Source organism: Streptococcus caledonicus (assembly GCF_042656225.1).
GTDB lineage: Bacteria > Bacillota > Bacilli > Lactobacillales > Streptococcaceae > Streptococcus > Streptococcus caledonicus.
The window spans coordinates 46,475-63,754 of sequence record NZ_JBHSOJ010000028.1 but is presented as its reverse complement, the minus strand read 5'-3'; the positions used below and the strand labels follow the sequence as shown (position 1 = coordinate 63,754).

The window sequence follows — 17,280 nt, the reverse complement described above, 5'->3', positions numbered from 1 at the left end:
AAAAGAAATAGAATTCCTAGGAAATCATTGAACTATCAAACACCATATCAAGTTTTTCTGACTAACTTGAAAATGTCTAACTTAATTTGACAAATGAGGATTTCAAAGACTGTCCATCAATTAAAGCGGAGGTGTCTTTTCCACCAATCAGTATCGGAGACACAACGATATCGACAAAGTCAAATAGCTTTCCACGTAGGAACAATCCATCTACAGTTCCTGCCGACTGTACCGTCAATCTGTCACAGCCATAATCTTTATTTAGAATTTCAAGAGCCTCTTTCAGCGAGATTTGCTCTTGAAGAATAATGTGTAGATTATCCTCTTTTACAGAAAAAGCCAACTGTTTCGGATTGGATGTTATAACCACCGCCTACTTTGAACGTGCGCAGAAATACCTTACACCATTTTCCGTCAGATGGTGATTATCCAACAGTACAAATGATACCGGCATTTTTGATGGGAGCAGCTTTTCACTAATACCAATCTTAGCCTATACTCGACCCGTGTTAAAAGACCATAAGTCCGTGGATTGTTCAATTTCATAGTATTGATGCAACCCTTCCGCTACTCCGGTTATCTTAAGGAAGTCCTTATCTACATCCAATTCGACCGAAGTATCCGTGCTGATTTTGCCGTCAACAGACATCAACATAAATAAAGGTTGTTATCGGTCTGCCCCTTCTTTCATCCTCGATTCTTTTATTTTTTCGGTAGTTTAAATTTAATATTCACATTGCCACCAAGTACACTTACTCCTACCACTAACCCCGCTACAAGGACAGAACTTGCGATTTTTACAATGCCCCTATTAAACTGCCGCTTCTCCGAATCCTTCTTGTCAACCATACGAACCGTTTCTGTTTCCTGCGAACTAATCTCAGTATCCTTTTAGCTTACAGTTTTCAGAATTTCCATTTTTTTCAAGAATGGCTTCTCGTTCCTTGGCACTCAATTCCGGATTATCCAAGCACTTACTTACGTCAGCGTGTACTTTTTCGGCAAAATCATAGAACTGCTTTCGGCTATCTGTCGAGATATCCAATTCCTTATCAGCTGTTGCGTAAACCTGCTTTATGCTCTCATCATCGCTTGAAATTATGTTTCCCAAGATATCCTTGTACTCAGACATGGATGACTGAATGAATTTTACAAACTCAGGAAACTGTGCAATGACTTCTTTTGCAACATCCGACCGTAGTTCACTTGATTTGGACGCGATACTCAAGACGTCTGTTTTCGACAAATTCTTAAAATCTGTCCTTTTCATTATATCAAGTGCCTGTTTTTCAATTGGCGTAATAGTAGTTTCAACGATGAATATAAAGGATATCAATATAATCTGTTCCTAAACGCTTCAAACTCGCCTCTACTTGATTAATAATTGACTTTCGTGATAAACCTTTTATATTTTCCCCTCATGGAGACCATATCCGAAAAACACTTTTGTCGCCATAACAACTTCGTTGTGATCTGCAAAATCATGCAAAGCACGCCCTAAATATTCTTCACTAGTCCCTTTACCATAAACATTTGTAGTGTCAAAAAATTAATTCCCATATCCAAGGCTTTTTTAATAATCACACGTGATTTTTCTTCATCAAGCAACCATTTCCAACGAAAGCTTTGACTGGCATCGCCAAGGCTCATACAAGCACGACAGATTTTTGATACTTCTAATCCAGTATTTCAGAATTTTGTGTATTCCATAATTTCCTCCAACATCATAACAAGGTTTGAATTGAGTTCAAGCAGATAACTTCTTACAGACTAACCACTTTATTTTTTAAAACCAATCTTTGTCCCACATTTAACGCATGTACCCTTTCTGGATTAACAACATCCGTCAATAATTTTTCCGGATTTCCATTAAATGTATTCCAATCAGGAGCATCGACACTTCCCCAGTGAATACAAATTAATTCCGCTTTAGGGTAAGTATTAGCTAATTTAACAGCACCTTCATAAGTAATATGCCAATCATTATCACTAAAATCAAACAGAATAACGGCTGGATCAGGCATATTTAAATGCTCCGGAAGCAAACGTGAATCACTCGGTAACCAGATAGCACCATCTGGCGTATCCATCCAGTAACCCAAATACTCTTCCTCACGCCACTCACGGTACTTATATTTTTCTAATCCATTTTGCCAGTTGTGCTTGGTTGGTGTTGGAGTGACAAGAGTATTGCCTATCGGAAATGGCTGCCCTAGTGAACACTCTTGTGTTGGGTAACCTTTTTCTATCATGACCTCTGAGACATAAGGAGGTGCATAATAAGCTTTAGTAACTGTTTTGATATTTGCCAGAGTCTCAAAACTTAAATGATCACCATCAATATGACTAATCAGTAGACTATCAACCTTTGGAATGGCTGTGCTTTCAATCGGCATATCAATTAGTAAAGGCATATCAAATCCATCTAAAATCGGATCAATTAAAATAATGTGACCGCGACTATTAATTAAGATACTGGCATTACTTAACCAACGAATCTCCGTGTGCGATATAGCCACAAACGCTTCTTGGGTAATTTTTTCTGTTGCAAAAGGCATGGCTTGTCCATGCGAACTATATGATAATTTCATCTCATTTCTCCCTTACCATTTTTCTCCTATAAAAAGCTGAAAATAAACTTATTGTGCTGATCAAAAGAAAGACAACAAGCACTATCAGTGTCGGAAAGTAACTTCCTGTAAAATCATAAATGTAACCAATGATTGAAAAGGCTAAAGCCGCACCCAAGTTCCCCGCGAAGGAAATAATCGGGAATCGTTTCCCATAGGCTTCATCTCCAAAAATATCGCGCGTTACTAACGCTAGTGATACACTGCCTAAGCCATAACAAGATCCAAAAAGAAATGCTGCCAATAATAAGAAAACCGTTAACTGTGTTTGCATCAATAGCAGATTCCCTGAAAGTGCTAGCGCCAGCAGAACAGTTGTTGCTTTTAAGGACCCGAAGCGGTCACTTAAAGCGCCAATCACCAACTTAAAAATAATATTACCTAGCATCCCCATTGATAAAAGGCTAGCTCCTAAGGTCACCGATAACCCAACGCTTGCAGCATATCCTGGTAAATGCTGGGTCATACTCGACATAAATCCGATTAAGCTGGCAAAGACTAATAAAGCTCCTAATGAAAGACCTGTTGACGGATTCTTATCCTGAGACATAATAACTTGATCGTTTTTCAATGATTGTTTTCCATAAGCTTCACTACCTTCATCTTCTGGAGTCATCGTAAAAGGATAAAGAATAGCCGGTAGGCAAAGCAAGCCAATCAGTAGCGCTTCAAAACCATAAGCTCCTCGCCACCCTATATGGACAATAACCTCTGAAAAGATAGGTGAAAATACAGTACCCACTAACCCAGAAAATCCTAACGCAATACTCGTAGCCAACCCGTTTTTTTCTTTAAACCACTGATTAATAATCAACGTGATTGTTACAATTGAAAACATACCTGTTGAAAACCCTCGAATGGCTCCTAAAATATAAAACTGCCATAGATGACTTGAGATAGCCATTAAAGCTGTTCCTAAAACCGCCATAACAACAGAAAAGGTTAAAACTAGTTTTAAAGGATAGCGACTTAGTAAATTTGGTACAAATAAGGCACTAATCGCAGTCACTAAAGAAAATATGGTCATGTGGAAAGCAAAGGCACCTCTTAGCATTCCCAAATCTTCAGAAACCACTGTATAAAAGACTCCTGAGGTGTTAATCGATACTCCAATAGCTGCTGCGGCAAGTCCACATAAAACAGCTAAAACAGTCCAAGCCTTGTGATACCGACGCATCATGTCACCTTCTTTCTTCATTATAGCACTTCTCCATTACTTGCAATGACGTCCTTATACCAATAAAATGATTTTTTAGGCGTTCTTACTAGTGTACCGTTGCCTTCGTCGTCACGGTCAACATAAATAAAACCATAGCGCTTACTCATTTGGCCAGTTGATGCGGCAGTTACGTCAATAATCCCCCAAGTTGTGTATCCCATTAGTTCGACACCATCAATCTCTACAGCATCCTTAAAGGCTTCAATATGCTGGCGCGTGTAATCAATCCGATAATCATCCTCTACATAGCCAGTCTCATTAGGGACATCTTTAGCACCCAAGCCATTTTCCACAATAAAGAGAGGCTTTTGATAACGATTGTAAAGCATATTAAGAGATGATCTAAGCCCAAGAGGATCAATTTGCCAACCCCAGTCTGTTGAAGGGAGATTGGGGTTTTTGATAGATTTAAAAAGATTCCCAGTTGTAGTGGCATAATCCTCATCATACCCGGATACCGTCCGTGAAGAATAGTAAGAGAAAGAGACAAAATCCACAGTATTTTCTTTTAAAATACGCTCATCCTTTGGTTCAACAGATAAGGTGATCTTTTCACGTTCTAATTTCTTGAGAGCATAGCTAGGATAATAACCTCTTGCTTGAACATCAATAAAGAAATATTCCCCATTGTCACGATGAATCGCCTCCAGATAATCCTTTGGTCGACAGCTATAAGGGTAGTGACTACCTCCTGCAAGCATACAACCGACTTGATTGTTCTCATCAATATCATGGGCAATTTTAGTTGCCAAAGCTGACGCTACTAATTGATGATGGGCAGCCTGATATTTGAGGGCTTCAATGTCATCTCCCTCTTTAAATATCAAGCCTCCACCAACAAAAGGTTGATGCAGTAAGATATTGATTTCATTGATTGTTAGCCAATACTTGACTAGCCCTTTATAACGCGTAAAAACGGTCTGTGCATAATTGACATAGGCAGTCACCATGCGACGATCTCTCCAACCACCAAATTTTTTAATCAAAGCTACTGGTACATCAAAATGAGCTAAGGTTACCAATGGTTCAATCTGATGCTCTCGTAATTTTTTAAAAATAGCCTCATAAAAACGCAAACCTGCTTCATTAGGCAGTGCATCGTCTCCATTTGGGAAAATGCGTGTCCAAGAAATTGACATCCGATAAGCTTTTAAGCCCATTTGCGCCAATAAATCAATATCCTCCATGTAATGATGGTACATATCAATGGCTTCTTCACTTGGATAGAAATAATCGGAGCGACGTTCTAGATTATCTAAGCTCCCAAAAGCTATGGCTTTGCGATCTTCACCAATTGGCATCAAGTCCGTATTCGTGAGACCTCGACCACCTTCAAAAATACCACCTTCTGCTTGATTAGCAGCTGTCGCACCACCCCATAAAAAATGCGTAGGTAATGTCATCTAATCTTCTCTCCTTCTACTTTAATCAGTTTATCTCCTTATGAATATAAGAAAATAAATAGGTTACACTCTAACTTCGAGGACAAGTTCACCTGTACTTTTTTGACCATCTGCCACTTGATCAATCTGTGAAAAACTTGCCGTATTGGTTACAACCACAGGAATTTGTGTCCCATAACCAGCTTCTGTAATATTATCCAACTCAAAACTAATCAGCTTTTGCCCCTGACTAACATGTTCCCCTTCTGAAACGTAGGTTTCAAAAAATTGTCCATTTAATTCAACCGTATTTAATCCAATATGGATAAGCAGTTCCACACCACTATCCGATACCAAACCAATAGCATGTTTGGTTGGAAATACTGTCATTACTGTTCCATCAAACGGCGCTGTTACTAGTTCACTATCCGGTTCAATCGCGAATCCCTTCCCTAAAGCTTCAGAAGCAAAAACAGGACCTGAAACCTGATTCAAAGGAATCACACGACCTGAGATAGGAGTGACGACAGTTGTATCAGCGATGGTAAGAGTTTTTGTAGCAGGTTCTTCAATGCTAACTTTTTCAAAACGAAGGGACAAGAAATAAGTGATGATTGCAGTTGACACAATCGTAATCCCCATCGCAATTAAAATATTAACGAAGAAAAACATGGTATTATCGCCAATATATAGCAAGACCGCTGGCAAACCTGAAGACCCTGTTGCAAAACGGTGAACTTGCATGATTCCCGCATAAAGTCCTCCTAGGCCTCCACCAGCCATTGAAGCATACAAGGGGTATTTTTTAGGAAGACTCACACCATATAGAATTGGTTCAGTAATCCCCATATATCCTGTAATAGCTCCTGAGGTTGCTATTTGTTTTAATTTTTTATCTTTTGTTCTCATCGCAACAACTGCTGCAGCTGTTGCTTGTGCCATGTTAGAGCAAAGTGCCCCTGGCCCAAAAATACTGTCATATCCAAGTTGAGCCATTTGCATAACTCCCAGGGGGGCTATACCATTATGAATCCCAAACATTACCATTACTGGCAAAAGCCCTCCAATAAGAACCGCTGGTAACCAACTTGCTGTCTCAGACAGGTAAGTAAATACCGTCGCAAGCCCTTGCCCAATTAAAGCACCAATTGGTCCAAGAATAGAGAAAGCTAAAGTTCCCATAATGAGAAAGGTAAGCATGGGGACAAAAACTAATTCTACAGATTTTGGAATTATCCGATTAAGCCATTTTTCAACATACGATTGCACAAAAACAACCAGAATAGCCGGAATAACCGATGACGTATAAGTTGCTAAGGTAAACGGAATCACATTGAAAAATCTGACTGCTTCGCCTGTTGTTACCAAATTAATCCAGTTAGGATGTAACATCATTGCAATCACACCTACTGCTAAAATAGGATTAGCTTTTAATTTCTGAGCCGTTGTAACAGCTAAAATCAATGGTAAGAAATAAAAAACACCATCAGCAAAGGTATTTAACATGACATAGGTTTGAGAAGTGTTATCAATAACTTTGAAAACCATCAAAAGTGCCAAGACAGCCTTTACCATTCCAGCCCCGGAAAGTGCTGGAATCACCGGTTGAAAAGCACCCGCTACGAAATCAATGATTTGTTGCACAAAAGGTGATGTTTCCTGCTCTCCTTCATCCTGAGAAAGTTCCCATAAGATAAAACTCACTTCTTCAAAAACATCCTTAACATGCGTTCCAATAACAACTTGGTGAACACCAGCATTAACCAAATACATACTAACACCATCTAAGTGCTCTAATTCCTCTTTTTGGACAAGTTGCGCTTCTTTTAGTTTAAAGCGTAAACGCGTTTGACAATGGTAAACATCAGCAATATTATTTTTACCACCTAGTTGCGTAATAATGTTCTTTGCCAATTCATGATATTGCTTAGCCATAAAAAATCTCCTTTAAATTACTGCAATCATTTTTGTAATTTCTTACCCTCAGTATATCCCAGCTGTTGGACAAGGGCTAGCTTTTTTGCTAAACTTGGAATACGGTTTCAAAAAAACACTCAAAATAGCCTCAAATCGTGAAATGAAGTGAAATAAGGAGGCGCTATGTTACAAGCGATTAAAGATTATACTGCCAATGGACAAACATCAAAAGCCGTTATTGCAACATTTCTATTAGAAAACTTAGGCACCATTGAACATTTTTCACTGGAAGAACTAGCTACCGCAACCTTTACCTCAAAAGCTAGTTTAGTTCGTTTTGCTCAATCTCTCGGTTACAAAGGATGGACCGATTTTCTCCCTGCTCTGCTATCCGAACGTTATTATTCTGATACGCACTATTCAGATGTTGACCACAATCTTCCTTTTAACGAAGATGATGACCTTGCTTCTATCATCCAAAAAATTGCAACTGTTGAAAAAGAAAGCATTCAAGACACTGCTGATAAGATTAGACCAGAAGATCTCGATAAAGCAGCAGACTTAATCAAAAAAGCCAAACGAGTGGTTCTCTTCGGCCTTAGTCCCAATGAATATTTAGGCTATCTTTTCAGGCGGAAAATGCTCACCATTGGTAAAATTATTGAAATTGGACATTCAGGAGAATTTGGGTTAACAAGTTCGTCGCTCCAAGAAGATGATCTTGCCATTATTATCTCTTATTCTGGTAATTCTGAAACCATGGAGAGCCTTCGCTACATTCCTTTATTAAAAGCCAAGAAGACAAAAATCATTGCCCTAACCAGTGAAAGTGGAGATTTGCTCAAAGAAGCTGCTGACACAACCTTTCTTCTATGTCCCAAAGAAGATAAATTCAAAAAAATTGGAAACTTCTCAACTGAAGAATCCATCTTATTTATTCTTAACACACTATATGCCACCTATTTTAAAAAAGATTTTTTCTCTAATTATGTCAAGAAAGTCAATTTATCCAGTAAGCTAGAACAGGGAAGGTAAACACGCAAAGAGATAATCACTCTCTAAAGAGCTATAAAAGTCAATAAAAAGCCTAAAATCCATCAGTCGGATGCTAGGCTTTTTAGTATTTGGTAATATCTTTTGAATGGCTATCTTTATCTATGATTTTTATCTTGTTGATATTGTTTGTAAAAGCGAACACCACTGACCAACGTAAACGTCAACCAAATCAATCCTAACCAAGTTTTAGCTAACAAAACATTATGAATCGTTAAATAGCTGCCGCAGGCAATCATGACCAGATAAGACCAATAGTTTTTTAGAAATGATACCATCATTAACCTCCTTAAAATAAATTATGACAACTCTTCCGCAATCTTTAAGGCTACATCAAAGAAGCGAAGCAAGTTATCCTCATCATGCCCATCACGCGCATCCCAGCCATTATCCACATCAACATAGTCTGAGGTGTAAAAGAAATGGTAGACATCAGCCGCACGATACTGCGCCCAAGCTGCCACAGAAGCCCATTCCATATCAACCACCTGAGCTCCTGCTGCCATACGACGTTTAACCTTTTCTGGCGTCTCACGGTAAAAGGCATCCGTTGTCCAAGCCTTGGTCTGAGTATGGGGAATATGGTGATTATCCAAAATAGCTGCAAAGTGCTCCATGTGCTCAGTTGAATACCCAATCTCCTCAGAAGTTGGCGCATAGTGATAAGAAATTCCCTCATCACGCAGACTAGACGTCGGTAAAATAATTTTATTGGACTCCAAATCACCATCCAAAACACCACAAGTTCCAAAAATAATAAAGTTTTTAAAGCCAGATACTTTCAACTCTTCCAAGGTTCCAACTAAAGCTGGCCCACCAAGAAGCGCCTTCATCACAGCCACCTTTTTGCCCTTATGCTCATAAATGTACCAAGGATGTTTGCCATTGATATTAGACTTATAACCACCTTGGTAAACACCATCCTGCTCTGTAATTAAACGAAACAAGGTTCCTGAAAAGGGCATGATAATCGTATCACAAATTTCCGTAATCCCAATCTCACCTTTGACCGTTAATAAATCCTCTGGCTCAATCACGGCCTTGGTGTTTTCAAATTCTTCTAGTAGCATAGGCAACCTCCTAAGTGTATTGATTTATTATAAACAAAAGCTCCGAAAATCACAACGACTTTTGGAGCTCTGCTTTATTTTTAATGAGTTGAGACCATTTAGTTAAGGCAATGATATTCCGAAAAAGATTTCCTGATATTATTCTTCTTAAAACCGAAGTCAAAAATAATAATTCTATTTCTCACAATCCTGCTGAACGATGGCTCGCCTCACGCAATTCTTCTAATTTTCTGAGATAATGTTCACGATGATCTTCCAAATCGTGGATGACCTCGTCATCCTTTTTCCCATGGACACGCACAATTTTTGCTGGCATGCCAACAACAGTAACATTAGCTGGTACATCTGCTAGCACAACTGCGGCTGCACCCACTTTAGCATTCTCACCAATTTCAATAGGTCCAATCACCTGAGCGTGTGCCGAAACAAGAGCACCCTTACGCACTGTTGGATGGCGTTTGCCCACATCCTTACCAGTTCCACCGAGAGTTACACCATGATAAAGCATAACACCCTCTTCGACAATTGCTGTTTCTCCGATTACCAATCCAGCCCCATGGTCAATGAAGACTCCTGGCGCTATCTGAGCTCCCGGATGAATTTCAATATGAGTCCAAAAACGCCAAAACTGGCTGTGCATCCGTGCCATTAATCGAAAATTATGATTCCAGAGCCAATGTGACAAACGGTGTGCGGCCAAGGCTTTCAATCCAGGATAGGTTAAGAGAACTTCAAGGCTATTACGAGCCGCTGGATCAAGTTCTTTAACAATATTGATACTTTTTTTCCACCAGCCCATAGTTCCCTCCTACTTAATATCTTCCCACTTCACTAAAATTTGTTTATCATCAAAAGAATCGATCACTATACCAATGGTGTCTGAAATCTCATTTTCTCCGTCTACAGGTGACTTGATATCTTGCAGCGTCCACGCAACCACAATACCATTAGCTTGTTTAAATCGCCCCCCGAAGTCATCCTCACGATACCATTTGGCAAAACTAGTCATATTTGAAAATACTGGAACAAAGCTATTTCCTTCTTGATTTGATAAAGTAGGGAAAAGTCTATCACTAGAGCCATCGGTATTTGGATGTACAAAAACTGGCACTAGGTAATATTTTTCTAGCAAAATTGCTTGGATATTGTTATCTCCCATCACCTGATTAAGGATTGTCGTATAATGATTGACAAAAGCGATTAATTCACTGGATTGAAAAATACTTGAATTTCCCATGTCTCCTTCTTTTTTCAGATTAAAGACGATACCTGAAAGTTGTTTCACGATGACCTCTTCTAGAATGCCAAGCGTTTTTCGTTCACCCCAATGTTGTTCACGAGCGCTAGCTTGTTGCGCTTTAAAGGTTTCAAAATCAGATTCATCTGTAAAAACTGGCGTGACCTTTTTGCCATCAATCTCTAGAGCATACGGTTTATCGCTTGCTAGCACCTCTTGGCCATGAAGCCCCATAACAAAAGACATGATGCTCAAAAAATCAGTTGGATCTGCAATAAAATCACGGAGTTGTTGGTCAAGTTTTCCTAATCCAGTCATCTTAGTCTGCCTTTTCTTCTGTTGAACGAGATTTGGGTTCACGGAAATGTCCGCCTAATCCACCATTATGGTGTAGCTTGCGTTCTTCTTTCCCATTTCCATTGTGCTCTCGGTGACGAGGACGACCGGAACGCTCTTTTTTAGCTTCTTCAGTATAGCCTTCTGGTTTTGGCAGAAGAGCCTTCATAGAGGCATCAATACGGCCTTTTTCGTCAATTTTAATGATTTTAACATCAACTTCATCACCAATCTCTACCAAGTCTTCAACACGATTTGTTCGCGCCCAAGACATTTCTGAGATATGAACAAGCGCATCTGTTTTTTCAAAAAGATTAACAAAAGCACCGAATTTCTCAATACGAACTACTTTAGCATGATAAACTTCATCAATTTTGGCTTCACGTACCAGCCCTGCAATGATTTCTTTGGCACGGTTAATGGCTACTTGGTCGGATGAGAAGATAGATACCAAACCGTCTTCGTCAATGTCAATTTTAACACCTGTCTCGGCGATAATTTTATCAATGGTTTCCCCACCTTTACCGATGACAATTTTAATCTTATCAACATCAATTGTAATGGTATCAATTTTAGGCGCTGTTGGTGCTAATTCTGGACGAGGCTCAGCAATTGTCGCTTCAATCAAGTCAAGAATTTCAAAACGAGCTTTCTTAGCTTGGTCAAGGGCTTCTTCAAGGATTTGAGGCGTAATCCCTTCAATCTTAATATCCATTTGAAGCGCTGTAATACCGTCACGAGTACCCGCAACTTTGAAGTCCATGTCTCCGAAGTGATCTTCAAGACCTTGAATATCTGTCAAGACAGTATAATTTGTTCCATCTGAAATAAGCCCCATCGCAATACCGGCAACTGGTGCTTTGATTGGCACACCACCCGCCATAAGAGCAAGGGTACCTGCACAGATAGAAGCCTGTGACGATGAACCGTTTGATTCAAGCACTTCTGCTACTAAACGAATAGCGTATGGAAATTCTTCAAGACTTGGCAAAACTTGCTCAAGCGCACGTTCGCCGAGAGCTCCGTGACCAATTTCACGACGACCTGCAGCTCCGTAGCGACCTGTTTCACCAACAGAGTATTGTGGGAAATTATAATGGTGAAGGAAACGTTTTTTGTACTCGTCATCTAAACCATCAATAATTTGTGTCTCACCCATCGGAGCAAGGGTCAATACTGACAAGGCTTGAGTCTGACCGCGTGTAAAGAGACCTGAACCATGCACTTTTGGTAGAAAATCAATCTCAGCATCCAGAGGACGGATTTCATCAATACGACGACCATCAGGACGGATTTTGTCTTCGGTAATTAAGCGACGCACTTCAGCATGCTCCATTTGCTCAAGAATCTCTGCCACATCGCGCATGATGCGAGTAAATTCTTCATGCTCAGCAAATTTTTCTTCGTATTCAGCAGTCACACGTTCTTTCACAGCTTCAGTTGCTGCTTCACGCGCCTTTTTCTCTTCAACTTGCACCGCTTGTTGCAAATCAGCATTGTACTTAGCGATGATTTCAGCCTGCAATTCTGGGTCAACTTTAAGAAGCTCTACCTCTGCCTTTTCTTTACCAACAGCCGCTACGATTTCTTCTTGGAAGGCGATCAATTCTTGGATGGCTTTGTGACCAATAAGCAGGGCTTCGAGCATGATGTCTTCTGATAATTCTTTTGCACCAGATTCTACCATGTTAATGGCTTCTTTAGTACCAGCAACTGTCAATTCTAAGAGCGAAGCTTCCTGTTGTGACTTGTCTGGATTGATGATAAATTCACCATTGATATACCCAACCTGCACACCAGCGATTGGACCGTTAAATGGAATGTCTGAGATTGACAAAGCCAATGAACTACCAAACATGGCTGCCATCGGAGCGCTAGCATTTTCATCATAAGAAAGAACCGTGTTAATCACTTGAACTTCGTTACGGAAGCCTTCAGCGAACATTGGGCGAATGGGACGATCAATCAAACGAGCTGTCAAAGTCGCATCTGTTGACGGACGGCCCTCACGCTTCATCCAACCACCAGGGAATTTCCCAGCAGCATACATTTTTTCTTCGTAGTTCACTTGAAGAGGAAAAAAATCACCTGTTGCCATTTTTTTAGACATAACAGCTGCCGTCAATACTGTTGATTCACCATAGCGGACAACTGTCGCACCATTAGCCTGCTTGGCAACTTGACCAATTTCAACCACAAGCGGACGACCCGCAAAAGTTGTTTGAAATACTTGTTTAGACATAAGATACAAAGAGTGTTAAAACCGCGATAGAAAAACAAGAAACTAACGATATGCATTCGCACACAAAAGTCTACCATTTTTCAACGCTTGTAGCCTGCGTTCAAGAACAGACAAACTAAACGGAACACAAGCTAGTAACACCCTCTCCTTTCTTTAAATAATATAGATTCGATACCTCTTGGCTACAAAGGTCAACCATTCCCTACTGACTCACCTTTGTATCAAGCACGTATCTGTTTCATTTTACCATAAAGCAATTTAAAAACCTAGCAGTTATCAACAACCACTAGGCAAAATCTCTTCTTAAAATAAGATTTTATCAAATGGGTGATTTTCAAGCGTCATGTTATCCCAAAACCCATCATTTTCATAACGAGGAATCAAGTGACTATGGAAATGCGTCCCCTCATCCATCAGACGTCCATTATTTGTCGCAAGAGTGACTCCTAAAATAGTAGAACTTCTTTCCATCTTTTCAATCAACTGAGTCTGAAAGGTAAGCATATCTAGCTTCTCATTAACTGATAACTCACTCAGTGACAGGAGATGTTGCTTAGCAATAACCAATAAATGCCCTTCTTGAATAGGATCAATGTCCCAGACTGCAAAAAAGTAATCTGACTCTGCAACCCAACTTTCCTTAGGCAAGTTACAAAAAATACAAGCCATATCTTTCTCCGAAATTATTAACGTCTGCCTCCAAAAAAGAAGTCAACGACAGCAATGACAATAATAGCACCTAAAATTGACGGCAACAAGGCCATTCCTGCAAAGGTTGGTCCCCAATGACCAAACAAGGATTGTCCAACTGATGAACCAATCCAGCCTGCAAACACCTTTGTAAAACACCCCATACGTTCCCCACGATTCGTGATAGAACCTGCAACTGCACCAATAAATAAACCAACTAACATTGACCAAATCATGATAATTCTCCCATCATTTTCTAACTTTTCTTACAAAGTCTATTATCAGTATAGCACATCTCTCCAAGAGGCTGGGAAAAAAAGTATTCTGTCCTCCCCTTTTTATAGTGCTAGTTGTTGGACGTAGTGTGGTTGATTAAAAATTTCCAACTGTATACTTCTTCATTTTCAAGCATCCACCTAAACATAGTTGCGATTTAAAGCCTTGGATACTTGACAAAGTGGTAGAAAAAGGTCTCCCAGACCTTTTCAAGTGGAACGAAAGTTGACAAAGTTAGCAATGAAACCTCCTTCGGAGTATCATTATTGCTTGATTTGAACCTAACTATTACGAGAGATGATTAGCTGTACTTGTTGACTATTCGATAGCGTACAACCTAATCCTTCTTATAGAGAAAGAAACATTTTATCCTCACCACGTTCATTAGTTCATCAATGATATTATAGGATTTAAAACTCTAATTTTGATTTTGAATGAGTATTATTTTTCGTGATTATCCTTAGTAAAATAGCCCTGTCAAAGACAGAGCCATTTTTAGGAGATTTAATATGAAAAAGAAAATTGATGGGTTTCCTATTTCTAGGATAAGAATAGTATAACCCACCAATGTTAAGATAATATAAAGCTTATCTTAATTTTTCCTTAAATATTCGCCCAAACTGACTCAAGGATGTTGGTTTGTTCACGACCTGGTCCTACTGAGAAAGTAGAGATACGAACACCTACCAACTCACCGATACGGCGCACATAGTTGCGGGCATTTTCAGGAAGTTCATCAAGGCTACGAACACCTGTAATATCTTCTTCCCAACCTGGAAGTTCTTCATAGATTGGTTTGCAACGTTTCAATTGCTCCAAGCTTGCTGGATAGTGGTCAATGCGCTCACCATCAAGATCGTAAGCCACACAGATTTTCACGGTTTCAAGACCTGACAAGACATCGATTGAGTTAAGTGACAAGTTTGTGATACCTGACACACGACGGCTATGGCGCATCACCACTGAGTCAAACCAACCCACACGGCGTGGACGACCTGTTGTTGTGCCGTACTCATGACCGATTTCACGAATGCGTTCACCAATCTCATCAAAGAGTTCTGTTGGGAATGGGCCGTCACCAACACGGCTAGTGTAAGCTTTACATACCCCAACAACCTTGTTGATTTTGCTTGGACCAACACCAGAACCAATCGTTACACCTCCTGCAACTGGGTTTGATGAGGTAACAAATGGGTAAGTCCCTTGATCAATATCAAGCATAACCCCTTGCGCACCTTCAAAGAGAACACGTTTTCCAGCATCAAGGGCATCGTTTAAGATTACAGAAGTATCTGTTACGTATTGTTTAATTTGTTGACCATACTCATAGTACTCTTCAAAAATCTCGTCAAATTCAAGCGGTGTGCTGTCATACATTTTCTCGAAAAGACGATTTTTCTCAGCAAGATTTGTTTTCAAACGCTCAGCAAAAATCTCTTTATCAAGCAAATCTGCAATGCGGATACCAACACGCGCAGCCTTATCCATATAAGCTGGGCCAATCCCTTTGATGGTTGTACCAATCTTGTTATCCCCCTTAGCATCTTCTTGAAGTTGGTCCAACTTGATGTGGTATGGCAAAATGACATGGGCACGGTCAGAAATACGAAGATTGTCTGTCGTCACTCCTTCATCGTGAAGATAGTTAATTTCTTTTACTAGAGATTTCGGATTTACGACAACACCGTTACCGATAACTGAGATTTTTTCTGGAAAGAAAATGCCCGATGGGATCAAGTGCAATTTAAACTTTTTGCCGTCAATGACAATGGTATGTCCAGCATTATCGCCACCTTGGTAACGTGCAATCACTTCTGCATCTTGACTGAGAAAGTCAGTGATTTTCCCCTTACCTTCATCACCCCATTGGGTACCAACAACTACTACTGATGTCATAACTAAGATACCTAGGACATTAGGTGCTCCCTAACTTTAGAGTCTACCCATTGTCCAATTCCTTTCAGACTTAAAACTTATGGCAGGAATTTCACCTGCAAGTTTACATATTACATCTCATTATAGCAAAAAACAGACGTTTATTCAAGAAACAGATAATTTTAAAGCAAAAACCAATAAACCCGCTGTAAGTTACTTTGTAGATATACAATAACCGAACTTTTACTTTTTAAAAACCGTTTGGTTGATATAGTTTCCACTTTTATTAAGAGAGAAAGAAAATCTTCTAAATCAAGCTTTGAATAGTCCAAAAATAAGGTATTCTCCGTTTCGGAAATCACATATAGAGCCTTACGTGGAGAACTAAACTTTTCAACAAGATCTTCTACCACTGTCCCGCCTTCACTTCTAACAATGTCATACTTATCTAAACTATCAATAGCATTTGAATCAATCCGTCACTTCCTCCGTGAGTGATTCACTAACTTTAGAGGAAACTCTATAAGTTCCATCCTCTTGTTTTTCCAACCTAATGAAAACATTTTTATTGTCTCTATAATATTCTGTTCGATAAACTAACGAGAGTTCAACGTATTTCAAAGTTCCACTATGATAGCCACTGATAGTAGATTCTTGAGGAAGCCCACCAATTTTAATAACATCCTCATAAGTTGCACCACCTGCCCCTGTATCAGCACTTCCTACAACAAGCTCTGAAAAATTTTCAGCTGTCCAAGAAAGATCTTCCGATGCTTTTTGGATTTGAAATTGGTCATCCGTCATATTATACGTGTTTTTTCCTTTTAAATAGTAGTCATCACCATTTTTATAAAAGGTTAAACTAACTTGTCGTCTATCTTCATAGATATCATAATCATAACATTTATAATCAATAGCTACAGTCTGTTCATCATAAATTAATCTAGCACTTGAGGGATTGCCAAATTTCTCGATAATACTTGACAAACTATCTCCTGTAGCCGTTTGCTTATCGCCTACAACCAATCCTTCATAATCAGTCAAGGTCCAATTAAAAGCAAAATCTTCCTTGCTGGCCACTAAACGGCGTGTAAAAGCATTTTGCAAGTTATCATCATCTTCTTGATAGATACTGATTTCTGATTTCTCTGACCAATCAAAACGATTTAAATTCGATTTCACCGACCAAATCCCACCACCTATTAAAAGAGCAACCCCTAAAAGCAAAGCCCCCTGCTGCACGGACCGCTTACCTTTTAAAAACTCTTGATAAGTTCGTTTTGACTCTTTATCTAGTTCGTTTCTGATAACTTCAAGTTCATGATATCGATTATTTTTCTTTTTTATCGCCAT

At 39.5% G+C, this 17,280-nt stretch carries 17 protein-coding genes and 1 pseudogene; 1 reads left to right on the top strand and 17 read right to left on the bottom strand.

Features of this window, described 5'->3' with window-relative positions; genetic code table 11:
- Positions 1-76: 76 nt before the first annotated feature.
- From ACFPQ3_RS09980 to ACFPQ3_RS09950, 7 genes and pseudogenes are all read right to left on the bottom strand, one after another.
- Positions 77-370: a dihydrofolate reductase family protein gene (locus ACFPQ3_RS09980; RefSeq protein WP_380434449.1), complete on the bottom strand. Its 294-nt coding sequence runs from the start codon at positions 368-370 to the stop codon at positions 77-79.
- A gap of 510 nt (positions 371-880) precedes the next feature.
- Entirely contained in the window at positions 881-1,336 is a 456-nt protein-coding gene (locus ACFPQ3_RS09975; RefSeq protein ID WP_232323250.1) for a hypothetical protein, read from the bottom strand.
- Positions 1,314-1,650 (bottom strand): annotated as a pseudogene (locus ACFPQ3_RS09970) (aldo/keto reductase); the annotation flags it as partial. The gene ACFPQ3_RS09975 and the pseudogene ACFPQ3_RS09970, both read right to left, overlap by 23 nt.
- Positions 1,651-1,763: 113 nt before the next feature.
- Entirely contained in the window at positions 1,764-2,591 is an 828-nt protein-coding gene (locus tag ACFPQ3_RS09965) for an MBL fold metallo-hydrolase (RefSeq protein ID WP_156806890.1), read from the bottom strand.
- A 1-nt stretch (position 2,592) separates the two neighbouring features.
- Positions 2,593-3,828: an MFS transporter gene (locus ACFPQ3_RS09960; protein ID WP_232323249.1), complete on the bottom strand. Its 1,236-nt coding sequence runs from the start codon at positions 3,826-3,828 to the stop codon at positions 2,593-2,595.
- Positions 3,828-5,252, bottom strand: coding sequence for a 6-phospho-beta-glucosidase (locus ACFPQ3_RS09955; RefSeq protein WP_156806888.1), 1,425 nt, complete (start codon positions 5,250-5,252; stop codon positions 3,828-3,830). Before ACFPQ3_RS09955 ends, ACFPQ3_RS09960 begins: the two co-directional genes overlap by 1 nt.
- A 63-nt stretch (positions 5,253-5,315) precedes the next feature.
- Positions 5,316-7,166 carry a beta-glucoside-specific PTS transporter subunit IIABC gene (locus tag ACFPQ3_RS09950; protein ID WP_156806886.1) on the bottom strand — a complete coding sequence of 617 codons (1,851 nt, stop codon included), beginning with the start codon at positions 7,164-7,166 and terminating at the stop codon, positions 5,316-5,318.
- 165 nt (positions 7,167-7,331) lie between these two features.
- Between ACFPQ3_RS09950 and ACFPQ3_RS09945 the strand changes: the two genes are divergently transcribed.
- A complete protein-coding gene (locus ACFPQ3_RS09945) occupies positions 7,332-8,183 on the top strand; it encodes a MurR/RpiR family transcriptional regulator (RefSeq protein ID WP_156806885.1) in 852 nt (283 codons plus the stop codon).
- Positions 8,184-8,299: 116 nt separating this feature from the next.
- Here the strand turns inward: ACFPQ3_RS09945 and ACFPQ3_RS09940 are convergent, their stop codons facing one another.
- The 10 genes from ACFPQ3_RS09940 to ACFPQ3_RS09895 form a co-directional block, all read right to left on the bottom strand.
- Positions 8,300-8,479 (bottom strand): hypothetical protein, encoded by a 180-nt coding sequence (locus tag ACFPQ3_RS09940; protein ID WP_156806884.1) that lies wholly within the window; start codon positions 8,477-8,479, stop codon positions 8,300-8,302.
- 21 nt (positions 8,480-8,500) lie between these two features.
- Positions 8,501-9,271, bottom strand: coding sequence for a nucleoside phosphorylase (locus ACFPQ3_RS09935; protein WP_156806882.1), 771 nt, complete (start codon positions 9,269-9,271; stop codon positions 8,501-8,503).
- 181 nt (positions 9,272-9,452) lie between these two features.
- Complete coding sequence (cysE, locus tag ACFPQ3_RS09930; protein WP_156806880.1) at positions 9,453-10,070, bottom strand: serine O-acetyltransferase; 618 nt, start codon at positions 10,068-10,070, stop codon at positions 9,453-9,455.
- 9 nt (positions 10,071-10,079) lie between these two features.
- Positions 10,080-10,826 carry an SseB family protein gene (locus ACFPQ3_RS09925; RefSeq protein WP_156806878.1) on the bottom strand — a complete coding sequence of 249 codons (747 nt, stop codon included), beginning with the start codon at positions 10,824-10,826 and terminating at the stop codon, positions 10,080-10,082.
- A 1-nt stretch (position 10,827) separates the two neighbouring features.
- Positions 10,828-13,086 carry a polyribonucleotide nucleotidyltransferase gene (pnp, locus tag ACFPQ3_RS09920; protein ID WP_156806876.1) on the bottom strand — a complete coding sequence of 753 codons (2,259 nt, stop codon included), beginning with the start codon at positions 13,084-13,086 and terminating at the stop codon, positions 10,828-10,830.
- 303 nt (positions 13,087-13,389) lie between these two features.
- Positions 13,390-13,755, bottom strand: coding sequence for an HIT family protein (locus ACFPQ3_RS09915; RefSeq protein ID WP_156806874.1), 366 nt, complete (start codon positions 13,753-13,755; stop codon positions 13,390-13,392).
- 17 nt (positions 13,756-13,772) lie between these two features.
- A complete protein-coding gene (locus ACFPQ3_RS09910; RefSeq protein ID WP_156806872.1) occupies positions 13,773-14,012 on the bottom strand; it encodes a GlsB/YeaQ/YmgE family stress response membrane protein in 240 nt (79 codons plus the stop codon).
- Positions 14,013-14,655: 643 nt separating this feature from the next.
- On the bottom strand, positions 14,656-15,948 hold the full coding sequence (locus ACFPQ3_RS09905; protein WP_156806870.1) for an adenylosuccinate synthase: 1,293 nt from the start codon (positions 15,946-15,948) through the stop codon (positions 14,656-14,658).
- A 161-nt stretch (positions 15,949-16,109) separates the two neighbouring features.
- Positions 16,110-16,340: a hypothetical protein gene (locus ACFPQ3_RS09900; protein WP_156806868.1), complete on the bottom strand. Its 231-nt coding sequence runs from the start codon at positions 16,338-16,340 to the stop codon at positions 16,110-16,112.
- Between the two features lie 58 nt (positions 16,341-16,398).
- On the bottom strand, positions 16,399-17,280 hold the full coding sequence (locus ACFPQ3_RS09895) for a hypothetical protein (RefSeq protein WP_156806866.1): 882 nt from the start codon (positions 17,278-17,280) through the stop codon (positions 16,399-16,401).

Coding starts and splice junctions, on each gene's coding strand:
- ACFPQ3_RS09965 (WP_156806890.1), bottom strand. CDS start 2,591: ATGAAATTATCATATAGTTCGCATGGACAAGCCATGCCTTTTGCAACA.
- ACFPQ3_RS09960 (WP_232323249.1), bottom strand. CDS start 3,828: ATGAAGAAAGAAGGTGACATGATGCGTCGGTATCACAAGGCTTGGACT.
- ACFPQ3_RS09955 (WP_156806888.1), bottom strand. CDS start 5,252: ATGACATTACCTACGCATTTTTTATGGGGTGGTGCGACAGCTGCTAAT.
- ACFPQ3_RS09950 (WP_156806886.1), bottom strand. CDS start 7,166: ATGGCTAAGCAATATCATGAATTGGCAAAGAACATTATTACGCAACTA.
- ACFPQ3_RS09945 (WP_156806885.1), top strand. CDS start 7,332: ATGTTACAAGCGATTAAAGATTATACTGCCAATGGACAAACATCAAAA.
- ACFPQ3_RS09940 (WP_156806884.1), bottom strand. CDS start 8,479: ATGGTATCATTTCTAAAAAACTATTGGTCTTATCTGGTCATGATTGCC.
- ACFPQ3_RS09935 (WP_156806882.1), bottom strand. CDS start 9,271: ATGCTACTAGAAGAATTTGAAAACACCAAGGCCGTGATTGAGCCAGAG.
- cysE (WP_156806880.1), bottom strand. CDS start 10,070: ATGGGCTGGTGGAAAAAAAGTATCAATATTGTTAAAGAACTTGATCCA.
- ACFPQ3_RS09925 (WP_156806878.1), bottom strand. CDS start 10,826: ATGACTGGATTAGGAAAACTTGACCAACAACTCCGTGATTTTATTGCA.
- pnp (WP_156806876.1), bottom strand. CDS start 13,086: ATGTCTAAACAAGTATTTCAAACAACTTTTGCGGGTCGTCCGCTTGTG.
- ACFPQ3_RS09915 (WP_156806874.1), bottom strand. CDS start 13,755: ATGGCTTGTATTTTTTGTAACTTGCCTAAGGAAAGTTGGGTTGCAGAG.
- ACFPQ3_RS09910 (WP_156806872.1), bottom strand. CDS start 14,012: ATGATTTGGTCAATGTTAGTTGGTTTATTTATTGGTGCAGTTGCAGGT.
- ACFPQ3_RS09905 (WP_156806870.1), bottom strand. CDS start 15,948: ATGACATCAGTAGTAGTTGTTGGTACCCAATGGGGTGATGAAGGTAAG.
- ACFPQ3_RS09895 (WP_156806866.1), bottom strand. CDS start 17,280: ATGGCGATAAAAAAGAAAAATAATCGATATCATGAACTTGAAGTTATC.